Source organism: Porphyrobacter sp. YT40 (assembly GCF_006542605.1).
Lineage (GTDB): Bacteria > Pseudomonadota > Alphaproteobacteria > Sphingomonadales > Sphingomonadaceae > Erythrobacter.
In genome coordinates this window covers 1795824-1815753 of sequence record NZ_CP041222.1, presented here as the reverse complement: position 1 = coordinate 1815753, position 19930 = coordinate 1795824, and the positions used below count along the sequence as shown (strand labels likewise).

18 protein-coding genes are annotated in these 19930 nt (G+C 66.5%); 2 read left to right on the top strand and 16 right to left on the bottom strand.

All coding sequences use genetic code 11. From position 1 onward, the window contains the following. Positions 1 to 53: 53 nt before the first annotated feature. The 9 genes from cydB to E2E27_RS08335 all read right to left on the bottom strand — a co-directional run bounded on the left by cydB (position 54) and on the right by E2E27_RS08335 (position 8680). Positions 54 to 1049 (bottom strand): cytochrome d ubiquinol oxidase subunit II, encoded by a 996-nt coding sequence (gene cydB, locus E2E27_RS08375; protein WP_141458515.1) that lies wholly within the window; start codon positions 1047 to 1049, stop codon positions 54 to 56. Further along, a complete protein-coding gene (locus E2E27_RS08370; protein ID WP_141458514.1) occupies positions 1049 to 2503 on the bottom strand; it encodes a cytochrome ubiquinol oxidase subunit I in 1455 nt (484 codons plus the stop codon). The genes cydB and E2E27_RS08370 overlap by 1 nt, the downstream gene beginning before the upstream one ends. Positions 2504 to 2632: 129 nt before the next feature. After that, positions 2633 to 3262, bottom strand: a complete 630-nt coding sequence (locus E2E27_RS08365) for a peroxiredoxin (protein WP_141458513.1) — start codon at positions 3260 to 3262, stop codon at positions 2633 to 2635. Between the two features lie 190 nt (positions 3263 to 3452). Next, complete coding sequence (locus tag E2E27_RS08360) at positions 3453 to 5210, bottom strand: SulP family inorganic anion transporter (RefSeq protein ID WP_141458512.1); 1758 nt, start codon at positions 5208 to 5210, stop codon at positions 3453 to 3455. A gap of 3 nt (positions 5211 to 5213) precedes the next feature. After that, positions 5214 to 6440, bottom strand: coding sequence for an NAD(P)/FAD-dependent oxidoreductase (locus E2E27_RS08355; protein WP_141458511.1), 1227 nt, complete (start codon positions 6438 to 6440; stop codon positions 5214 to 5216). A gap of 26 nt (positions 6441 to 6466) precedes the next feature. Next, positions 6467 to 6889, bottom strand: coding sequence for a protein tyrosine phosphatase family protein (locus tag E2E27_RS08350; RefSeq protein WP_199799103.1), 423 nt, complete (start codon positions 6887 to 6889; stop codon positions 6467 to 6469). Then, on the bottom strand, positions 6886 to 7305 hold the full coding sequence (locus E2E27_RS08345) for a DUF6691 family protein (protein ID WP_141458510.1): 420 nt from the start codon (positions 7303 to 7305) through the stop codon (positions 6886 to 6888). Before E2E27_RS08345 ends, E2E27_RS08350 begins: the two co-directional genes overlap by 4 nt. Next, positions 7302 to 7751 (bottom strand): YeeE/YedE family protein, encoded by a 450-nt coding sequence (locus tag E2E27_RS08340; RefSeq protein ID WP_141458509.1) that lies wholly within the window; start codon positions 7749 to 7751, stop codon positions 7302 to 7304. The genes E2E27_RS08345 and E2E27_RS08340 overlap by 4 nt, the downstream gene beginning before the upstream one ends. After that, positions 7748 to 8680: an MBL fold metallo-hydrolase gene (locus E2E27_RS08335; protein WP_141458508.1), complete on the bottom strand. Its 933-nt coding sequence runs from the start codon at positions 8678 to 8680 to the stop codon at positions 7748 to 7750. Before E2E27_RS08335 ends, E2E27_RS08340 begins: the two co-directional genes overlap by 4 nt. A gap of 73 nt (positions 8681 to 8753) precedes the next feature. Here E2E27_RS08335 and E2E27_RS08330 point away from each other — a divergent pair, with 73 nt between their 5' ends. Both E2E27_RS08330 and E2E27_RS08325 read left to right on the top strand, forming a co-directional pair. Next, positions 8754 to 9404: a peroxiredoxin gene (locus tag E2E27_RS08330; RefSeq protein ID WP_141458507.1), complete on the top strand. Its 651-nt coding sequence runs from the start codon at positions 8754 to 8756 to the stop codon at positions 9402 to 9404. After that, positions 9404 to 9751 carry an ArsR/SmtB family transcription factor gene (locus E2E27_RS08325; RefSeq protein WP_141458506.1) on the top strand — a complete coding sequence of 116 codons (348 nt, stop codon included), beginning with the start codon at positions 9404 to 9406 and terminating at the stop codon, positions 9749 to 9751. Before E2E27_RS08330 ends, E2E27_RS08325 begins: the two co-directional genes overlap by 1 nt. Here E2E27_RS08325 and E2E27_RS08320 read toward each other — a convergent pair. The 7 genes from E2E27_RS08320 to E2E27_RS08290 form a co-directional block, all read right to left on the bottom strand. After that, positions 9748 to 10365, bottom strand: a complete 618-nt coding sequence (locus E2E27_RS08320) for a hypothetical protein (protein WP_141458505.1) — start codon at positions 10363 to 10365, stop codon at positions 9748 to 9750. The genes E2E27_RS08325 and E2E27_RS08320 overlap by 4 nt on opposite strands. Positions 10366 to 10454: 89 nt before the next feature. After that, positions 10455 to 11465 (bottom strand): sterol desaturase family protein, encoded by a 1011-nt coding sequence (locus E2E27_RS08315; protein ID WP_141458504.1) that lies wholly within the window; start codon positions 11463 to 11465, stop codon positions 10455 to 10457. Positions 11466 to 11603: 138 nt separating this feature from the next. Further along, on the bottom strand, positions 11604 to 12515 hold the full coding sequence (locus E2E27_RS08310; RefSeq protein ID WP_353653637.1) for a response regulator: 912 nt from the start codon (positions 12513 to 12515) through the stop codon (positions 11604 to 11606). Continuing rightward, positions 12502 to 13971: an ATP-binding response regulator gene (locus E2E27_RS08305; protein WP_141458503.1), complete on the bottom strand. Its 1470-nt coding sequence runs from the start codon at positions 13969 to 13971 to the stop codon at positions 12502 to 12504. Before E2E27_RS08305 ends, E2E27_RS08310 begins: the two co-directional genes overlap by 14 nt. A gap of 1 nt (position 13972) precedes the next feature. Continuing rightward, on the bottom strand, positions 13973 to 15739 hold the full coding sequence (gene atzF / locus E2E27_RS08300) for an allophanate hydrolase (RefSeq protein ID WP_141458502.1): 1767 nt from the start codon (positions 15737 to 15739) through the stop codon (positions 13973 to 13975). Further along, on the bottom strand, positions 15736 to 19278 hold the full coding sequence (uca, locus tag E2E27_RS08295) for an urea carboxylase (protein WP_141458501.1): 3543 nt from the start codon (positions 19276 to 19278) through the stop codon (positions 15736 to 15738). The genes atzF and uca overlap by 4 nt, the downstream gene beginning before the upstream one ends. After that, positions 19275 to 19910, bottom strand: coding sequence for an urea amidolyase associated protein UAAP2 (locus E2E27_RS08290; protein WP_141458500.1), 636 nt, complete (start codon positions 19908 to 19910; stop codon positions 19275 to 19277). Before E2E27_RS08290 ends, uca begins: the two co-directional genes overlap by 4 nt. Between the last annotated feature and the right edge of the window lie 20 nt (positions 19911 to 19930).

Genomic DNA, 19930 nt, shown 5'->3' with positions numbered 1-19930 from the left:
AAGGAGGCGCTGCCAGAGGGGGCCTTCCGGCGGTCGCTCAGGCGGCGCCAGCATCAATGGTATCCCTCGTCCGCCACCTTGCCGCGGAACACCCAATAGGCCCAGGCGGTGTAGGCGATGATCAGCGGCATGGTGATCGCCACGCCCACCAGCATGAAGATCTGGCTGCGCTCGGGCGCGGCGGCGTCCCAGATGGTGAGGCCGGGCGGCACGACATAGGGCCAGATCGTCACCCCCAGCCCCGCCATGCCAAGGAAGAACAGGGCCAGCGCCAGCCAGAAGGGCTTGGAATTGCGCTCGCGCGTGATCGCCCGCAGCATCGAGAGCGCGATGATCCCGGTGACGATCGGCACCGGCGCGACGTAGTAGACTTCCGGCGCGGTCAGCCAGTGCGCGGCATATTCGGCGTTGAGCGTGACGTTGTAGAGGCTCACCGCGCCCATCAGCACGATGGTGGCGATTGCGGCGCGCACCGCGAGCTTTCGCGCATGAGCCTGCTCGTCGCCGTCGAGCTTCCAGATCAGCCAGGTGCTCCCCAGCAGCGCATAGCCCGCCACGGTACCGAGGCCGGTCAGCAGGGTGTAGGGCGTGGCCCAGTCGAACCAGCTTCCCGCATAGGCGCGGCCCTCGACCTCGATCCCTTGCAGCAGCGCGCCCAGTGTCATCCCCTGCGCCAGCGCCGCGACGAAGCTGCCGCCGGTAAAGGCCATGTCCCAGAACCTCTGATGCGCCGGATCGCGCCAGCGGTATTCGAAGGCGACCCCGCGGAACACCAGCCCCAGCAGCATCGCGATGATCAGCGGATAGGTGGCGGGCAGGATCACCGCATAGGCCAGCGGGAAGGCGGCAAACAGCCCGCCCCCGCCGAGCACCAGCCATGTCTCGTTCCCGTCCCACACCGGCGCGATCGAGTTCATCGCGCGGTCGCGCTCGCGCCCCGGCTGGAAGGTCGGGAAGAGGATGCCGATGCCGAGGTCGAACCCGTCCATCACGACATAGGCGAAGACGGCGAAGGCGATGATGAAGGCCCAGATGACGGTGAGGTCCATCACGCGTCCTCCTCTTCGCCCTGCCGCTCGGTCGGGAGCGTTTCCGCCCCGCCCGGATTCTGCGTCGGGCCCGGGGTGATGCCCGCGGTGCGGATCGGGCCCACATCGCCGCGCTTCACGCCATATTCGCCCGGATGCGGCGGCTTGCTCATCAGGCGCGTAATGTACCACACGCCGATGCCGAAGACAGTGAAGTAGACGAGGATGAAGGCCAGCAGCGAGGCCGCGACGGCGGGCGCATCGAGCGGGCTGGCCGCGTCGGCGGTGCGCAGCACGCCATAGATCACGAAAGGCTGGCGACCGACTTCGGTGGTGATCCACCCGGCAAGCACCGCCGCAAAGCCGGACGGCCCCATCAGCACCGCCGCGCGGTGCAGCCAGGGCATGTCGTAGAGCCGTTTGCGGAAACGCCCCCACAGGCTCCACAGCCCGATGCCCAGCATCGCAAAGCCGATGCCGACCATCACGCGGAAGCTCCAGAACACCACGCCGACGGGCGGCTCTTCGTCATCGGGAATGGTATCGAGCCCCGCCATCGGCGCGTTCAGATCATGCTTGAGGATCAGCGAAGAAGCCTTGGGAATTTCGATGGCATAGCGCACCGTCTTCGCCTCGCTGTCGGGGATACCGAACAGGATCAGCGGCGCGCCTTCGGGGTGGGACTGATAATGCCCCTCCATCGCCATGACCTTGGCGGGCTGATGTTCAAGCGTGTTGAGCCCGTGCATGTCGCCCGCAAAAATCTGCGCCGGAGTGACGATCGCCGCCATCCACATCGCCATCGAGAACATCTTGCGCGCGTGCGGGTTGGCGCGGTCCTTCAGAAGGTGCCACGCACCCACCGCGCCGACCACGAAGGCGGTGGTGAGATAGGCCGCCATCACCGTGTGGACGAGGCGGTAGGGGAAGCTCGGGTTGAACACGATATCCCACCAGCTTTCGCCCGGCAGGAATTGTCCATTCGCGCCCATTTCAAAGCCCGTGGGCGTCTGCATCCAGCTGTTCACCGACAGGATCCAGAAGGCCGAAACGAAGGTGCCCAGCGCGACCATCAGCGTCGCGGCGAAGTGCAGCTTCTTGCCGACCTTGTTCATCCCGAACAGCATCACGCCGAGGAAGCCCGCTTCGAGGAAGAAGGCCGTCAGCACCTCGTAAGCCATCAATGGCCCGATTACCGGCCCGGCCTTGTCCGAGAACACCGACCAGTTGGTGCCGAACTGGTAGGACATGACGATGCCCGAGACGACACCCATCGCAAAGGCGATAGCGAAGATCTTCAGCCAGTATTTGAATAGGTCGAGATAGACCGACTTGCCGGTCTTGAGCCAGAGCCCCTCCAGCACCGCAAGATAGCTTGCCAGCCCGATCGAAAACGCCGGGAAAAAAAAGTGGAAGCTCACCGTGAAGGCAAACTGGATCCGGGCGAGCAGCAGGGCGTCGAGGTTCTCAAGCATGGTTAGCAGCTAGTCCCTTGGCTACGGCGATCAATTGCAATGGCTGCACCGCATATACGGTTTCCGGCGGAAAGAGTTGCACCGCCGGACGGGGGGTGAGGAGTCCGGCGGTGCACAAGGAGAAGGGGATCAGACGACCTCAACCATCCGCAAATAGGGCTTGATGGTCTCGAAACCCTGCGGGAACATCTCCTTCGCCTTTTCGTCCGGGATCGACGGCGGGATGATGACCTTGTCGCCCGGGCGCCAGTCGGCCGGCGTCGCGATGCGCGACCTGTCGGCAAGCTGGAGGCTATCGATCACGCGCAGAATCTCGTCGAAATTGCGGCCCACACTCATCGGGTAGGTCATGGTCAGACGGATTTTCTTGGCCGGATCAATGATGAACACCGAACGGACCGCCGCAGTCTCGGACTGATCGGGGTGGATCATGTCGTAAAGCTTGGCGATTTCGAGATCAGGGTCCGCTACGATCGGGAAGGCCAGGGTTACGCCCTGGGTCTCGTCGACATCCTTGACCCAAGCAAGGTGCTCCTCAACGGTGTCGGTCGACAGCCCGAGCGGCTTGCAATTGCGCTTGTCGAATTCGGCGGCAAGCCGCGCGGTGGTGCCCATTTCGGTGGTGCAGACGGGGGTGAAGTCAGCCGGGTGGCTAAAGAAGAATACCCAGGAATCGCCCGCCCAATCGTGCAGACTGATGGGGCCGGTGGTGGTTTCCACGGTGAAGTCGGGGGCGGTGTCGCCGATGTGCAGGCTCATGTCGTTTACTCCTTTGCTGGGGTGGCATTGGTGTAGCAGCACGTCTGAGTCGGGCATAATTCAATTACTCAATTTATGAAATCGATTTTGCCAAATTTCGCATGATTGGCGAATTCGCTTTGGAAAATCGCCGCTGGCCGACGAAAATCGCTCGATCAATATCATATATCTGTAATTGATGTGGCAAGAGTCAGATCAACCCCCGCGCTTCGTCCGCGACCGGCGGTACCAGCGGCGTCCCATCGTCTAGGGCAAGGTCTGCAAAGGCGCTGTCCTGCGACAGGAACACCTTGCCTGAAAGGTCGTGCAGCAGATGGCTGCGCTTCAGACGGTCCATCACCGGCCCTTTGACTTCGGACATGTGCAGGCGGATGCCACCATCGGCCAGCCGGTGATTGATCGCCTCGAGGCTCTCCAGCCCCGAAGCATCAATCGCGTTCACTGCGCTGCACATCAGCACCAGATGCCGCAAGGCCGGGCGCTCGGCGACCTGTTCGAGCACATATTCCTCCAGCCAGCGGGCGTTGAGATAGGTCAGGCTCTCGTCCACCCGGATCGTGAGGAGATGCGGCAGGGTGAGCACTGTGTGCCGCTCGACATTGCGGAAATGCTCGGTGCCCGGCACGCGCCCGACGATGGCGGCGTGGGGGCGGCTCGCGCGCCACAGGTAGAGCAGCAGGCCGACGCCGACCCCGGCGATCACGCCCATCTCTACTCCTGCCAGCAACGTGACCGCGATGGTCGCGGCATGGGCGGCGAAATCGGCCTTGGAATAGGCCCACAGCAGGCGCGGGGTCTTGAAATCGACGAGGCTCAGCACCGCGACGATGATCGTCGCCGCCAGCGTCGCATTGGGCAGATTGAAGAGCAGCGGCGTGAGAAACAGGCTGGCGAGCGCGATGCCGATTGCGGTGAAGGCCCCCGCCGCCGGGGTCTGCGCGCCCGCATCGAAGTTCACCACCGAGCGCGCAAAGCCGCCCGTCACCGGATAGCCGCCCGACAGGGCGCTGGCGATATTGCTCGCCCCCAGTCCGATAAGCTCCTGATCCGGCGCAACCCGCTGGCGGCGCTTGGCCGCGAGAGTCTGCGCGACCGAGACACTCTCGACGAAACCGATCACCGAGATCAGCAGCGCGGGCACCCACAAGGCCTCGATCAGCGCAAGGTCGGCGGAAGGGAGCATGAAGGGCGGCAGGCCTTGGGGGATCGCGCCGACCACCGAAACGCCCCGCCCCTCCAGTCCGAAGCCGATCACCGCGAGGATCGACAGCGCCACCGCCACTACCGGCCCGGCCTTGGCCGCCATGTCCGCCGCGCGTGGAGAAAGGCCAAGACGTTGCAGCGCGGGCTTCAATCCCTTGCGCACCCAGAACAGAAACAGCGTGGCAGGAATGCCGATGGCGAGCGTTGCCGGGTTGATGTCACCCATCGCCCGCGCCAGCCCCGCCAGCATCTCCGGCCAGGTCTCGCCCCCGGCCTTGACGCCCAAGATGTGCTTCAGCTGGCTGGTGGCAATCAGCACGCCGCTGGCCGAAATGAAGCCGCTGATGACGGGGTGCGACAGGAGGTTCGCGAGGAACCCCAGCCGCAGCAACCCCAGCACCACCAGCATCACGCCCGACAGCGCGGCGAGCGTGATCGCCGCCTGCCAATATTCCGCTGTCCCCGGCGCCGCCACCGCGCCAGCCGCGCTCGCCGTCATCAGCGAGACCACCGCGACCGGCCCCACCGCCAGCGTCCGGCTCGTCCCGAAGAGGGCATAGGCGAACAGTGGCAGGATCGAGGCGTAAAGCCCGACCACCGGCGGCAACCCGGCGAGCATCGCATAGGCAAGGCTCTGCGGGATCAGCATGATGGTGACGATCACCGCCGCCATCAGATCGCTGGTCAGCGCGGGGCGATCATAGCTGCGGCCCCATGCGAGGATCGGGAAATAGCGCTCCAGCATGGTCTATTGCGCGATCAGCCCGCCCGGCCCCGCCATCCATTCGCGGCCCTTGAGCATTCCGTTCCAGTAAATCCACGGCAGCAGATCGGCCTTGAGCATCCACGACAGGCGCGCGGGCTTCGTCCCGTCCACCAGCCATGTGGGGAAGCTCGGCGCAAGCTTGCCGCCATAGGCGAATTCGGCAAGCACGATCTTGCCGCGCTCGACCGTCAGCGGGCACGAACCATAACCGTCATATCCCGCCGTCGGCCCCTTGCCATCGAGCTGGCGCAGCGCGTTGACCGCCACCACCGGCGCCTGCTTGCGCGCGGCGGCGGCGGTCTTGGCATTGGGCATCGACCCGGCATCGCCCAGTCCGAAGACATCGGGATATCGCACGTGCTGGAGCGTGTGCTGATCGACCTCGGCAAAGCCGCTTGGCGCCGCCAACGGACTGTCGGCAAGGAATTGCGGCGCGACCTGCGGGGGGACGACGTGGAGCATATCGAAGCCGACCGTCTCCTCGCCCTCGGCGGCCATGAACGTCGCCTGCCGCGCCGGTCCATCGACCGCGACGAGATTGCTGCCGAGATGCAGATGGATGCCGTATTTCCCGACATAGTCCATCAGCGCAGGGACATAGTCCGCCACACCGAACAACACCGCGCCCGCATTGCGGAATTCCACCTCGATATCGCCCAGCACGCCCGCGCGCCGCCAGTGATCGCAGGCGAGATACATCGACTTCTGCGGCGCGCCCGCGCATTTGATGGGCATCGGCGGCTGCGAGAAAATCGCCCGCCCGCCGCGCGTCGCCTGCACCAGCTCCCACGTATAGGGCGCGAGATCGGCGCGATAATTCGAGGTGACACCATTCTGGCCGAGCGTCGCCTCAAGCCCGGCGATTTTCTCCCATGCCAGCCGGATACCGGGGGCGACGATCAGCACGTCATAGGTGAGCGTGCTCCCGTCGCCGAGGGTGACGGCCTTGTCCTCGGGACGAAAGCCGGCGCAGGCCTGCTTCACCCAGGTGACGCCCTTCGGCATGACGCTCGCCATCGAACGAAGCGTGGTGGCGACATCGAACACCCCGCCGCCGACCATCGTCCAGCCCGGCTGATAGGCGTGGGTGTCCGAAGGCTCAACGATCGCGATGTCGAGCCCCGGACGGCGCTTCAGCATCGAGGCTGCCGTGGCGATCCCCGCCGCGCCGCCGCCGATGATGACGACTGTATGCTTGGTGTTGCTCATGTCCGATCCCTCCCTTGCGCGCGGCGCTAGCCGCCCGCTTCCATGCGTTCGGTCAGACCGGAAAGGTCGTATCCGGCGGCGGCTGCATGAGCGAGCCGCTCGGCAACGCTGAAGCCGTGCACATTGGCCAGCGCATCGAGCGTCGCGGCGCGCGTGCCGGTGCGGCAATAGGCCAGCACCTTGCCCGGCGTGCCGCGACGGATCGCGCCAAAGGCGGCAATCGCAGCGGGCGGGAACACCCCGCCCGCCACAGGGATGTGATGGAAGGCGAGGCCCGCGCCTTGCGCCGCTGCGCGCATCGCCTCGATCGGGGGCTGGCCCGGCTCCTCGCCATCGGGGCGGTTGCAGATCACCGCGGCAAAGCCCTGCTCCGCGAGACCCGCCAGCTCTTCGGGCTGCATCTGCGCGGAAACCGCCAGGGTTTCATCGATCACCTTGAGTTCCATCATCCGGTTCCTTCCATCAGCCGCACCAGCAGCATTCCGGCCAGCATCGCCGCCACGAAGATCGCCGCCGAGGCTGGCGCGATTGCCAGCGCGGCAAAGCCGGGGCCGGGGCACAGCCCGGCGATCCCCCAGCCCACCCCGAACAGCGCCGATCCGCCGACGAGGCGCGGGGTTAGGTCGTTGCGGTCGGGCAGCGCAAATCCCTCCGCGAACACCGGGCGCAGCATCTTGCGCTGCACCGCCCAGGCCAGCGCCATCACCAGCACCGCCCCGCCCATCACGAAGGCGAGCGTCGGATCCCAGTCGCCGAACAGGTCGAGGAATCCGCGCACCCGCGCAGGGTCCGTCATGCCGCCGATGGTCAGCCCGGCACCGAAGATCGTGCCCGATGCGAGCGGAACGAGAATGGCGCGCATCATGGCAGCACCGCGATGCCGAGCGCGTTCATCGCCGCGACGGTGGCAAAGCCGGTCGCCATGAAGGTCGCCACCGCCACCAGCGAGCGCTGCGACAGGCGGCTCATGCCGCACACGCCGTGCCCGCTGGTGCAGCCGCTCCCCAGCCGGGTGCCGATGCCCACGATCAGGCCCGCGATGACCAGCACCACCGGACTTGCGAAACCGGGCGTCGGCGCGGCGGTCTGGCTCGTTACCAGCAGCGCGCCCAGCGGCAGGCCGATCACGAAGGCCCAGGCCCCGACGCGCGGCAACGAACTATCGGCAAGACCGAAAGCGCGCGCCGCGATGCCGGAGACCCCGGCAATCCGCCCCGCCCCCAACAGCATCAGCGCCGCTGCGAGACCGATCAGCAGACCGCCGATCAGTCCCGGCAAGGGGGCCGCATCAGGAAATCCCGGCAGCGTCATACCGCGTTTACCGGAATCTTGAGGTAGGTGACACCATTATCGTCCGGCGGCGGCAGGTGGCCGGCGCGCATGTTGACCTGCACGGCGGGCAGGATCAGGCGCGGCATATCGAGCGTCGCATCGCGCGCTTCGCGCATCTGCACGAATTCGTCTTCGGTGATGCCGTCATGCGCATGGATATTGCCCTCGCGCTCGGCGGCGACGGTGGTCTCCCACACATAGGTCGTGCGGCCCTTGGGGAGATAGTCGTGGCACATGAACAGCCGCGTCTCGGGCGGAAGCGACAGGATGCGCCGCAGCGATCGGAACAGCGTGCGCGCGTCGCCGCCGGGGAAATCGGCGCGGGCCGTGCCGTAATCGGGCATGAACATGGTGTCGCCGGTGAACACCGCGTCGCCGACCACATAGGCGATGTCGGCAGGCGTATGGCCGGGGACATGCATCACTGTCACCGGCAGATTGCCGATGGTGAAGGTGTCGCCGTCCTTGAACAGGTGATCAAATTGCGATCCGTCACGCTCGAACTCGGTGCCCGCGTTGAACAGCTTCCCGAAGACGTTCTGCACCGTCACGATCTCGGCCCCGATGGCGATCTTCCCGCCGAGCTTTTCCTGCAGATAGGGCGCGGCAGAGAAGTGATCCGCGTGGGCATGGGTCTCCAGCAGCCACGTCACTTTCAGATTTTGCGAAGTGACATGGTCGATCACCTTGTCGGCGGAGAGCGTCGCGGTGCGGCCCGAGTTGGGGTCGAAATCGAGCACCGAGTCGACAATCGCCGCCTCGCGGGTCGCGGGATCGTGGACGACGTAGGTCACCGTAAAGGTCGCGGGATCGAAAAAGCTCGCAATTTCGGGGTGCAGCGCGGCATCGCCCGCAGCCCGGAGCACTTGCCGGGCGGCATCATCGAGAACCGGATCAGCCTGTGACATGGGTAATCTCCATTCATTTACATAAATCGTGTATATGTATTGCAATCGATCTGTCAAGTGCTATGAGAGGCTCATGGACAACCCCGCCGCCACCCAGCCGCCCTGTTCCGGTCTCCGCATCGGAGACATCGCACCCGATTTCGAGGCGCGCAGCACTATCGGCCCGGTGCGGCTGTCTTCCTTTCGCGGGCGCTGGCTGGTGCTGTTCTCGCACCCGGCGGATTTCACGCCGGTCTGCACCACCGAATTCGTCGCCCTCGCCCGCGAAGCCGCCGCTTTCGAAAGCCGCGATTGCGCGCTGATGGCCCTGTCGGTCGATAGCCTGTTCTCGCACTTCGCGTGGCTGCGCATGATCCGCGACCGCTTTGGCGTGGAGGTGCGCTTCCCGATCGTCGAGGACCCGACGCTGGTGATCGCCCGCGGCTTCGGCATGGTCTCGGCGCAGGACAGCGACAGCGCGGCGGTGCGCACCACCTTCTTCATTGACCCCAAGGGCGTGATCCGGGCGATGACCTGCTATCCCGCCAATCTCGGCCGCTCGATCCCGGAGATGCTGCGCATCCTTGACGGGCTTCAGGCCATCGACGCGCAGAGTGCGCTGGCACCGGCCAACTGGCAACCGGGCGAAGCGCTGCTTGCAAGCCCGAGCCACGATCTCGATGAGGTGTTCGGCGCTGATGATGCCACCAGCTGGTTCCTGCGCGACACCGGAGCGCGCGACTGATGAGCGAGGACGATCTGATCGAGGCGCTCAAGGCGCTCGCCCACCCGTTGCGCTGGCGCATCCTCACCGCGCTGGCGGAGGGCGAAAGCAATGTCGGCGAGATCGAGCAGGCGACCGGGATCGCGCAGCCCGGTCTGTCGCAGCAGCTCGGCGTGCTGCGCAAGGCCGGTCTCGTGACGACCCGCAAGGATGCCAAGCTGGTGTTCTATTCGCTGGATCGCGGAGTGCTTGGCAAGGTCCACGCCGCCACGGCGCTGCTCGCTCCCGCCGATGCGATACCGCCGCGTGTGGCACCATCCGTGCGCCCCTCGGCACCCGGCGTCGCCAATTTCGCGCGGCTTTCCTAGATCGGAGGCGGCGCGGCCAGCGCAGCGCGCAGCCGCCGCCGGGCGAGCCACGGCTCCAGCCAGCGCCCGACGAGATAGATCAGGAAGAAGATGCCGGCCAGCACATAGCCCTCGATCGGGGAATGGCGGCCTTCGTCCTTCTTTTCGTCCTTCTTCGCGTTCGGATCCTCGGGCGCGGGCGCGCCGAGGAATTCATCGACCGGGTTGAGCTGTTTGACCGGCTTGGGCTTGTCGTCCGCTTTCTTTTCCTCGGACGCCGCGCCGCTGGCCGCTTCCCAACCGTTGATCGCGACCGCCATCTGCGCGAAGCCGAGGAACAGCAGCGGCGCAAGGAAGCACAAGAGCAGCGCGTGGCTGAACAGATCGAAGCGCAGCACCGCGCCCTGCCCTGCCCGATCGATCCACAACCGCCCGCGCGTGAAGGTGGCAAACTTGTCCTGCGCGGCGGGGTTGTCCTTGTCGTAACGCAACATGGCGCCCTCGGTCACGATGGTGGTGCCGGGGGTGCGCAGCAGCGGATCGAGCCGGGCGAAGACCTCCGCATCCGATAGCGCCGGATCGAGCGGGACATCGCCCCGCGCGCGCCAGATCGCCTCGATCAGCGGTATTCTCATGGCGGACAAGCCGCCACGCGTCTCGGGCTCGGGCGAGGAAGCCCCCCATGGCATGGGCGTTTCACCGGCAAGACTGCCTGGCGGGCCGCTCACTCGGCCGGTTCCAGTTGCGACGTCGCAATCTTCTGACGCCTGCCCATCCGCCGCGCCCAGGCTGCCTTGGTCGACCGCCAGCCTTCGCGGAAAGGAAACACCATCGTCTCGCCGATATGCATTCGGCGACCGCCCTCCATGCCGAGCACCTCGGCCTCGCCATCGACGCAAGTGCCGAACATCCGGTCCCAGATGATCCAGGTGCCCGAGTAATTGCTGCGGGTTGCCTCGTAATCCTGCGAGTGGTGGACCGAGTGATGCTCCACCGTGTTGAAGACGTAGCGCCACCAGCGCGGCGTGTTGAAGCGCACGTTGATATGCTGATAGACTGCCACGGTCATGCTGATCGCGCCCGCCAGCAGGAAGGCGCGCGGGAGGAAATCGAACAGCCCGCCGATCCCCAGCCCGATCAGGAACAGCTCGATCGGATTGCCGACCGCGCCCTTGTTGATGTTGAGCTGCGTGATGTAGTGGTGCGGTGCGTGGACGAGCCAGAGCGGATACCAGTTGTGCATTCCGCGGTGCATCCAGTACTGACCGAAGTCAAAGATCATCGAGATCAGGATCGCCTGCACCAGCAGCGGCAGGCCGGTGAACCAGCTGAACTTGCTCCAGTCGAAAGCGCCCTGCACGGCGGCGATGATCGCACCGTCGCCGATATAGGCATCGACCATGCGCAGGAACGTCATCCCTAGCGCGACGTAGAAAGCGTCGGTGGCGAATTCCTTCCAGGTCAGCTGCCAGCTTTCGTAACGGGGATTGACCCATTCGAGCGCCAGCAGCAGCACCATCCACCCCAGCCGGATCGCGATGGCGGTGGAAGCGACCGCCAGCCAGTTGGGCGCATAATACCAGAACAGGATCGCCGCGATCAGCATCGCCGGCTGAAACCAGGTGAACACGAACTGCTTGATCGGCCCGCCTTCGACCTTGCCGATATTCTCCCAGCCCACGATCACGGGCGCGTCGGCCCCGATAATCCGCTTGCCTACCTGAGTTCCGGCCATACCTAGCTCCAGTCGCGCAATGGAGGATTGTCTGCGTCATGAAGAGCCAAGCCGCCCGCGCGCGCGCGAGGAAGTGGGCAAATGACGTAGACTTGCGCGACCCGGTGGTAAGTACCTGTAATTCCGCAGACGACCCAATCAGTCGGTCATGTGCCTGACAGCAATTGCCGTGGCGGCTGCGCGGGTTTCCACCCCGAGTTTGCGAAACACCTGTTCGAGATGCTTGTTGACCGTGCGCGGGCTTATACCCAAAATTTCGCTGATTGTCTTGTTGGTCTTGCCGTAGCTGACCCACAGCAGGACTTCGGCTTCGCGTCGGGTGAGGCCGCCCTGCTTTTGCAGCGTCTCAATCTTGCCGTCCTCGCTGAGTTCGGTCACGCGCAGCAGCACCTCGCCCGGGCGGTCGCCTTCGACCAGCGCCAGCTCGATCTCGATCCCGCCTGCGGTGACACGCGATGCGGCCGATGGCTGACCCGGATCGGCGATCAGCTGGCGCACGGCGGTGGCCAGCGCGTCCGGCAGGGCGGCGCGCTCCGGGGTCCAGTCCGGGTCGATCCGCATCAGCAAAGTCTCGGCCTGCGGCGTGCACCACACCGGCGCGCCATCCTCGTCGATGGCCACCAGACTGCGCCCCGCCAACCCCAGCGCGAGGCGCGAGCGGTAGGTGGTGCGGGCATTGGCGAGATGTACCCGGATCCGCGCCAGCAGCTCCTCGATCACCACAGGCTTGCGGACATAGTCCACGCCCCCGGTGCCGAGCGCGGCGACGACATGATCGGGATCGCCCAGCCCGGTGATGAAGATCACGGGGATATGCGCGGTGGCCGGATCGCGCTTGATCGCCCGGGTCGTCTCGATCCCGCTGATGCCGGGCATGACGGCGTCCATCAGGATGAGGTCGGGCTGCACTTCGCCGAGCAGCTCCAGCGTCGCTTCGCCGCTGCGCGCGATCAGCACGGTCATGCCCTCGGCCTCGAGCGTGTCGACGAGAAAGCGGAGCGATTCCGGGCTGTCGTCGACGACGAGGATGCAGTCCCTATTCTGCATCATCCGCCACCGCCTGTGCGAGCGCTGCCAGCCCCGCGAGATCGAACCGGTCGAGCGCGGCTCGCATCCGGTCGGCGAGCGGCGCGGCTTCGGGGGCGAGCGCGGCGAGCGCATCGATTGCGCCCTCCAGCCCGCGCACATGGCCGATCCGCACCAGCCGCGCGATCTCGGCCCCGTGCGCGGCAAACTGCGGGCCGAGCGCCACCGGCAGGCGCGGCGAAGGCGCAGCGCCCGCGGCCGCCGGAGCCGCTCCGCCCACGCGCAGCCACTCCAGCCCCAGTTGCGCGGCGATCACGTCGAGCAGCACGGCAAAGTCGAAGGGCTTCATCACGAAAGCATCATTGGCCGGGAGGCCAGCCGGGGCAAGAGCCGACAGCGGCCCTTCCCCCGACACCATCACGATCCTGAGCGCCTCACCGTGGCGACGTCGCAATTGCGCGGCGATATCCCATCCGTTCTCGCCCGCCAGCATCACGTCGCACAGCACCAGATCGGGCTGCACCTCGGCGGCAAGAGCAAGCGCGCGCGCTCCATTTTCGGTCTCGTGCAGTTGAAAGCCGAGCGGTTCGAGCAACCCGCGCAGCATCGCCAGGTGCGCCGGATCATCGTCGATCAGCAGCACCCGGCGCTCGCGTCCGAGATAGCCGGTCACCGCACCCGCCGGCGGGGCGGGCTCGGTCGGCGGGCTGAGCGGCTGCGACAGCATCAGCCGCACCCGGAAGCACGATCCTTCGCCCGGCGTGCTCTCCACCGTGATCTCGCCGCCCATGATATGCACCAGCGCCTGCGTGATCGCGAGGCCGAGCCCCACACCGGGCCGCGCATCGCCAACGCGCTCGAAGGGCGCAAAGATCCGCTCCGCATCGTCAGGCGCAATGCCGATCCCGGTGTCGATCACGCTGAAGGTTGCCAGCTGGTTGCGGTATTCGACCCTGAGCGTGACCGTGCCCTGATCGGTGAACTTGATCGCGTTGGTGACGAGGTTGATCAACACCTGCCGCAATCGTCTGGGATCGGTGTTCACGAACTCGGGCAAGCCCGCCGGGCGATCGAGCGCCAGCGCCAACCCCTTGGCCCGTGCCTGCAATTGCAGCATGTCGATCAGCTGATCGAGGAACTCGGGAAAGCGGATCGCCTCGCGCGCCAGCGTCAGCGCGCCGCCTTCGATCTGGGCGATGTCGAGCAAGCCTTCGACAAGGCTGGAGAGATGCTCGGCGCTGCGGCGGATCACCCGCGCGGCGGCCAGCGGATCGGTGCCTTCGCTGCGTTCGAGCAGCTGGGCATAGCCGTAGATCGCATTGAGGGGCGAGCGAATCTCGTGGGCGAGGCTGGCGAGGAAACGCGTCTTGGCCTCGTTCGCCGCCTCGGCCGCGTCCTTCGCAGCGGTCAGGCGGGCGAGCGCGTCGGGCGCGGGGGTGCCGTCCGCCGTCAGCCCGTCGTGCCGCTGCACCGCCATCATTTCACCGTGACGCGATAAAGGCGCGCCAGCCGCCCAGATGGGTGATGTCCTCCGCCCCCGTCAGCGCGCGCGGCTCGGCGACGAAGCCCTTGACGCTGCTGCCATCGGCGAGCGTAACGGTGCCGATCGCGAGCGGCGGAGGCACCTCGGCGACGAAGCTGCCGAAGCTTGCCGTGTCGAGCTCATAGACCTCCAGCGCGATGGCAGCGCCGTCTTCGCTGTGAACCAGAGCGGGCTTGGGCGGAACGGAATCGGCCATCGCGTAAAGGCGGTAATTGGGCGCGGTGGTGAAGGCACCGACGAAGGTCGCCCCGCGACTGGTCAGTTGCCAGTGCAGCGGCATGCCTTCGAGGTGAGCGCCCACGACGGCGAGTTTGATGGTTTCCATACGGTCTCCAAGGTCAAGCGATGGCGGGGGTGGCAAGGCGGCTGCGGACAGATAGGCCTCCGCAAGGGCGATCAGGGCTCTGTCGCTATGGGCCGGGCCGATCAGGGTGATCCCGAAGCCCGTGCTGTTGGACTTCGACCCCGCCGGGACGGCGATCGCGGCCATATCCAACAGGTTCACGAAATTGGTGTAGCGCCCGAGATTGCTGTTGAGCGCCACCGGCGCTTCGAGCAGCTCGGCTACACGATAGGTGGTCCCGGTCGTCGGGAAGGCGAGCGCATCGACCTCGCCCCACATCGCCTCGGCGTGGCGCTGGAGTTCGGCGAGGCGGTAGATGCCGTTCCACAGCCCGGTCGCCGTCATCGCCGAACCCGGCGCGATCACCTCGCGCACCACGGGGTCGATGGCGAGCGGATTGCTCTCCAGCAGCGGTGCGATAGCGGCGGTGCGCTCGGCCACCCATGGGCCGCCGTAGAGCAGCTGTGCGGCCTCAAGCAGCGGGTCGATGTCGATCTCCACCAAGTCGCATTCCCGCGCCAGCGCTTCGAGCGCACGGGTGTAGAGATACTCCGCTTCCGTATCGCCGAAGAACTGCCGCTGGTCCACGCGCGGCACGCCGATCCGCCTTACCGTCAGCGCGACGTCCTGCGGGGCGCGGGAGAAGGCATCCTCGGCGTCGAAACCCGCCAGCACGCCATCGACCAATGCTGCATCCCCGAGGCTATCGGCAAACACCGTAATGCAATCGAGCGTCCGGCAGGCGGGCACCAGACCGCGCGTGCTCCAGCGCCCCTTGCTGGGCTTCAGGCCGACAAGATGGTTGAACGCTGCCGGCACCCGCCCCGACCCTGCCGTGTCGGTACCCAGCGCGAAAGCCACCAGCCCCGCCGCAGTCGCTACGGCGCTCCCGGACGATGACCCGCCGCTCACATAGTCGCGGTTATAGGCGTTGCGCGGAATGCCATAGGGGCTGCGCGTGCCGACAAGGCCGGTGGCGAACTGGTCGAGATTGGTCTTGCCCACGCAGATCGCGCCCGCCGCTTCCAGCTTTGCGATCACCGTGGCCGAACGCTCGGGGCGATAGGCGAAGGCGGGGCAGGCGGCGGTGGTCTCGAACCCCGCCACATCGATATTGTCCTTGGCCGCATAGGGCACTCCGGCGAGCGGCAGGCGCTCGCCCCCGGCAACACGCGCGTCGATGGCGCGGGCGGCGGCGCGCAAGGCCTCGGGCTCGGCGCGGCTAATCCAAACCTGCGGCTGATGCGCGTCGTAGGCGGCGAGGCGCGCGAGAGTCGCCTCCATCACGTCCAGCGCTGCGGTCGCGCCGTTGTTCACGGCGTCCGCGATGGCCCCGGCAGAAAGGCGGGTGAAGCCGGTCACGAAGCCCTCCGCAAGGCCAGCATCGGCGCGCCGGGGGCGAGCGACTGGCCCTCGCCGGTATAGATCGCCTCCACCGTGCCGCTGGCAGGCGATTCGAAGGGGCACTCCATCTTCATCGCCTCGATCACCGCGATCACATCGCCCTCCACCACCGCGTCGCCGGGGCTCACCAGCATCTTCCACACGCTTCCGCCAAAGGGCGCTTCGATGAGGTCCGCGCCTTCGGGCAGGTCGATGGCCGCGACCTCGCCTGCGCCGCCATCCGCCCCGAGCAATTCGCTGACCCGGTCGAACTCGCCACTTGCCTCCCACGCGGCGCGTTCGGCATCGAAGGCGGCCTGCCGCGTGGCTTCGAAATCGGCGATGCTGGCGGCATTCTCGGCCAGAAAGGCGCGGTAATCGGCGAGGCGGAAGGTCGTCTCCTCGATGCGGATCGCGCGCCGCCCGTGCGGGAAGTCACGCCGCCATTCGGCCAGTTCCTCCGCCGAGACGGGGAAGAAACGGATCTGGTCGAAGAACCGCAGCAACCACGGCTTGCCTTGCGTGAAATCCTGCGTCTGACGGTGCGTGTTCCAGACCTGAATGGTGCGCCCGAACAGCTGGTAACCGCCCGGCCCCTCCATCCCGTAGATGCACATATACGCCCCGCCGATCCCCACCACATTGGGCGGGGTCCAGGTGCGCGCGGGGTTGTATTTGGTGGTGACAAGCCGGTGGCGCGGGTCGACCGGGGTGGCGACCGGCGCGCCGAGATAGACATCGCCCAACCCGAGCACGAGGTAGCTCGCATCGAAGATCAGATCCTCGACCGCCTTGGCATCGGGAAGGCCGTTGATGCGGCGGATGAATTCGATGTTGTCGGGGCACCACGGCGCATCGTCGCGTACGGTGCCGACATATTTGGCAATGGTCTCCACGATCGCCGGATCGCGCCAACTGAGGGGCAGGTGGACGATGCGCGAGGGAGCCTCGAAGTCGGCAAGATCGCCCATCGCCTCCTCGGCCTGCTGCAAGGCGGCGAGCGCGCCTGCCTGATCGAGCCGCTCGCCATCGAAATGCAATTGCAGCGAGCGGATGCCGGGGGTGATGTCGATCACCCCGGGGAGTGCCATCGCCTCCAGTGCCTGCATCAGCGCGTGGATGCGGATGCGCAGTTCGATGTCGAGCACGATCTCGCCATATTCGACGAGGATGTTGCGATCCCCCTGCTGACGATAGGTGGTGCGAGGGCGGGTGGCGGTGGCAGGGAATTCTGCGAGGATCGGCGAGAGGTCGGCGATGGCGCGCGGCGCAGCGGTGTCGGTGACGCTGACGGGCACGAAGCGCACCCGGTCGTCGGGGCTCAACTGCCCGACCTTCCAGCGATCCTCGGCGATCACGGTGAAGGGGCAGACGAAACCGCCCAGCGAAGGGCCGTCCGGCCCGAGAATGATCGGCATGTCCCCGGTAAAGTCGACCGCGCCGATGGCGTAGGCGTTATCATGGATGTTCGAGGGATGCAGGCCCGCCTCCCCCCCGTCGCGCCGCGCCCATTGGGGCTTGGGGCCAACGAGACGCACGCCGGTGCGGTTGGAGTTGTAGTGCACCTGCCACTCGGCATCGAGGAAGCGCGCGATGTCGTCCTCGGTGAAGAAATCGGGTGCGCCGTGGGGGCCGTAGAGGACGCGCAGCTCCCATGTCCGGGTGAGCGCGGGGAGCTCCGCAGGTTCGAGCGTGCCGGTCGGCTCGTCGCCCAGATGCAGCACGTCGCCCGCCACCAGCGCGCGCGCCGCATGGCCGCCGAACTGGCCGAGGGTAAAGGTCGCCGCCGAGCCGAGATAGGGCACCACATCCAGCCCGCCCGCAATCAGGATGTAGCCGCGCATCCCCCCGCCGCTCGCCCGGCCCATCGCAAGGGTCTGCCCGGCGTCGATGCGGAGCGCTTCCCCGCGCGGCACCGCCACACCGTCCAGCGTGGCTCCGAAATCCGCACCGGCAAGGCAGATGGTCGCCGCGCTCTCGAACAGCAATGTCGGGCCGCTGGCGGTGACTTCGAGCCCGGCGGCGCCCTCGGGATTGCCGAGAATGCGGTTGCCGAGCCGGAAGGAGAGGTCGTCCATCGGGCCGCTCGGGGGCACGCCCACGTTCCACAGCCCGAGCCGCCCCGGCCAGTCCTGCACCGAGGTCGCAGTGCCCCCGGCGATCACGCGGATTGCACGGCGCTGGTAATTCACGCCTTCGAGCAAGCGGGTGGACACATTCCCGCTGGTGAAGCCCTCGTGCCGGACAACCTCGCGCAGCCAGCGCAGGTTTGTCTCGATCCCGTCGATGCGGGACTGCTCGAGCGCGGCCTGCATGGCCGCAATCGCTGCCTCGCGGGTGTCGGCGCGGGTAATCAGCTTCGCCAGCATCGGATCGTAAAAAGCACTGACCTCGCTACCCGCCATCACCCAGGTTTCGGCGCGGATGGCTTCGGGGAAAGCGACCTTGGTGAGCGTTCCGGTGGTGGGACGATAATCCTGTCCCGGATCTTCGGCGTAGAGCCGCACCTGCACGCTATGGCCCTTGGGGATGGGTGCGGGCGCATCGAGCATGGCGAAGTCGCCCGCCGCGCCGCGGATCATCCACTCCACCAGATCGATCCCCATCACCTCCTCGGTGACGCCGTGTTCGACCTGCAGCCGGGTGTTCATTTCAAGGAAGAAGAAGTCCTCGCGCGCCGCATCGTAGAGGAATTCGACCGTCCCTGCGGACAGGTATTGCGCCGCCTCGCCCAACCGCACGGCGGCGGCGATCAGCTGGCTGCGCTTGGCGTCGGAGAGGCAGGGCGCGGGGGCCTCCTCGACGACTTTCTGGTTGCGTCGCTGGAGCGAGCAATCCCGTTCCCCCAACGCCATGACGCGGCCCTTGCCGTCGCCGAAAATCTGCACTTCGATGTGCCGCGCGCGGGGGATGTAGCGTTCGAGGAACACGCCCGCATCGCCGAAGCTCGCCTCGCCCTGCCGCACGACTGCGGCGAAGCCCTCGCGCACCTGCGCCTCGCTCTCGCACACGCGCATTCCGATGCCGCCGCCGCCGGCGGTCGCCTTGAGCATCACGGGATAGCCGATCCGCGCCGCTGCCTCTGCCGCCGCGTCCTCGCCGGTCAGCAGGTCGGTGCCGGGCGCGAGCGGCAATCCGTGCGCCTTCGCCAGCGCGCGGGCCGAGTGCTTGAGGCCGAAGGTGCGGATGTTCTGCGGGGTCGGTCCGATGAAGGCGATGCCCGCTGCCGCACAGGCCTCCGCAAACTCGGCGTTTTCGGCGAGAAAGCCGTAGCCTGGATGAATTGCCCCTGCCCCCGTCGCCTTGGCCGCCGCGAGGATCGCCTCGACATTCAGGTAGGACTGCGCCGCCGAGCCCGGCCCGATGCAAACCGCTTCATCCGCCGCGCTGACATGGAGCGAGCCCGCGTCGGCCTCCGAATAGACCGCCACCGTCCGCAGCCCCATCGCGCGCGCCGTGCGGATGATCCGCGATGCGATCGCGCCCCGGTTGGCGATGAGGACGGAGTCGAACCTCATGCCGCCACGATCATCCGCACCGGGGTCGGGTTGAAGCCGTTGCAGGGGTTGTTGATTTGCGGGCAGTTGGAGACAACGACGATCACATCCATCTCCGCCCGCAGATCGACCGTCAGGCCCGGCGCGGAAATGCCGTCGACGATGCCGAGCGTTCCGTCTTCCTCGACCGGCACGTTCATGAAGAAGTTGATGTTGGAGACGATGTCGCGCTTGCCGCGCCCTTGCGTGAGGTTTGCCTCGAGGAAATTGTCAACGCACGCATGTTGATGCCGCGTGTGATGTCCGTATCGCAAGGTGTTGCTTTCGCAGGAACAGGCCCCGCCGATGGTGTCGTGATATTCGACTGCGCTGTCGACGATGGTCATCAGCGGATTGCCCTCGTTTGAAAGCAGCACGGTGCCGGTGCGCAGAAACAGGTTGCCCTGCGCCGCGACCGTGTCTTGCGCGGAGTAACGCTCGGCATCGTCGGCGGCGGCATAGATCAGGAAATCCACCGCCTGATTGCCCTCGACATCGACGATCCGGAGCACTTCGCCCTTACGCACATGATGCAGCCATGGCGCGCGGGCGGGCACGATGTCATCGTGGACGATGGAGCCGGAGAGGCCGGAGAGGGCCGGATCGTCGGTCATATTATGCCTTTGGGCGAGGG

Bases quoted from the DNA above. Each gene is read 5' to 3' on its own strand.
- E2E27_RS08355 (WP_141458511.1), bottom strand. From the start codon at position 6,440: ATGAGCAACACCAAGCATACAGTCGTCATCATCGGCGGCGGCGCGGCG.
- E2E27_RS08315 (WP_141458504.1), bottom strand. From the start codon at position 11,465: ATGGCCGGAACTCAGGTAGGCAAGCGGATTATCGGGGCCGACGCGCCC.
- E2E27_RS08325 (WP_141458506.1), top strand. From the start codon at position 9,404: ATGAGCGAGGACGATCTGATCGAGGCGCTCAAGGCGCTCGCCCACCCG.
- E2E27_RS08365 (WP_141458513.1), bottom strand. From the start codon at position 3,262: ATGAGCCTGCACATCGGCGACACCGCCCCCGACTTCACCGTGGAAACC.
- E2E27_RS08290 (WP_141458500.1), bottom strand. From the start codon at position 19,910: ATGACCGACGATCCGGCCCTCTCCGGCCTCTCCGGCTCCATCGTCCAC.
- E2E27_RS08320 (WP_141458505.1), bottom strand. From the start codon at position 10,365: ATGAGAATACCGCTGATCGAGGCGATCTGGCGCGCGCGGGGCGATGTC.
- E2E27_RS08350 (WP_199799103.1), bottom strand. From the start codon at position 6,889: ATGATGGAACTCAAGGTGATCGATGAAACCCTGGCGGTTTCCGCGCAG.
- E2E27_RS08370 (WP_141458514.1), bottom strand. From the start codon at position 2,503: ATGCTTGAGAACCTCGACGCCCTGCTGCTCGCCCGGATCCAGTTTGCC.
- E2E27_RS08335 (WP_141458508.1), bottom strand. From the start codon at position 8,680: ATGTCACAGGCTGATCCGGTTCTCGATGATGCCGCCCGGCAAGTGCTC.
- cydB (WP_141458515.1), bottom strand. From the start codon at position 1,049: ATGGACCTCACCGTCATCTGGGCCTTCATCATCGCCTTCGCCGTCTTC.
- E2E27_RS08330 (WP_141458507.1), top strand. From the start codon at position 8,754: ATGGACAACCCCGCCGCCACCCAGCCGCCCTGTTCCGGTCTCCGCATC.
- E2E27_RS08305 (WP_141458503.1), bottom strand. From the start codon at position 13,971: ATGATGGCGGTGCAGCGGCACGACGGGCTGACGGCGGACGGCACCCCC.
- E2E27_RS08310 (WP_353653637.1), bottom strand. From the start codon at position 12,515: ATGATGCAGAATAGGGACTGCATCCTCGTCGTCGACGACAGCCCGGAA.
- E2E27_RS08345 (WP_141458510.1), bottom strand. From the start codon at position 7,305: ATGATGCGCGCCATTCTCGTTCCGCTCGCATCGGGCACGATCTTCGGT.
- E2E27_RS08340 (WP_141458509.1), bottom strand. From the start codon at position 7,751: ATGACGCTGCCGGGATTTCCTGATGCGGCCCCCTTGCCGGGACTGATC.
- uca (WP_141458501.1), bottom strand. From the start codon at position 19,278: ATGAGGTTCGACTCCGTCCTCATCGCCAACCGGGGCGCGATCGCATCG.
- E2E27_RS08360 (WP_141458512.1), bottom strand. From the start codon at position 5,210: ATGCTGGAGCGCTATTTCCCGATCCTCGCATGGGGCCGCAGCTATGAT.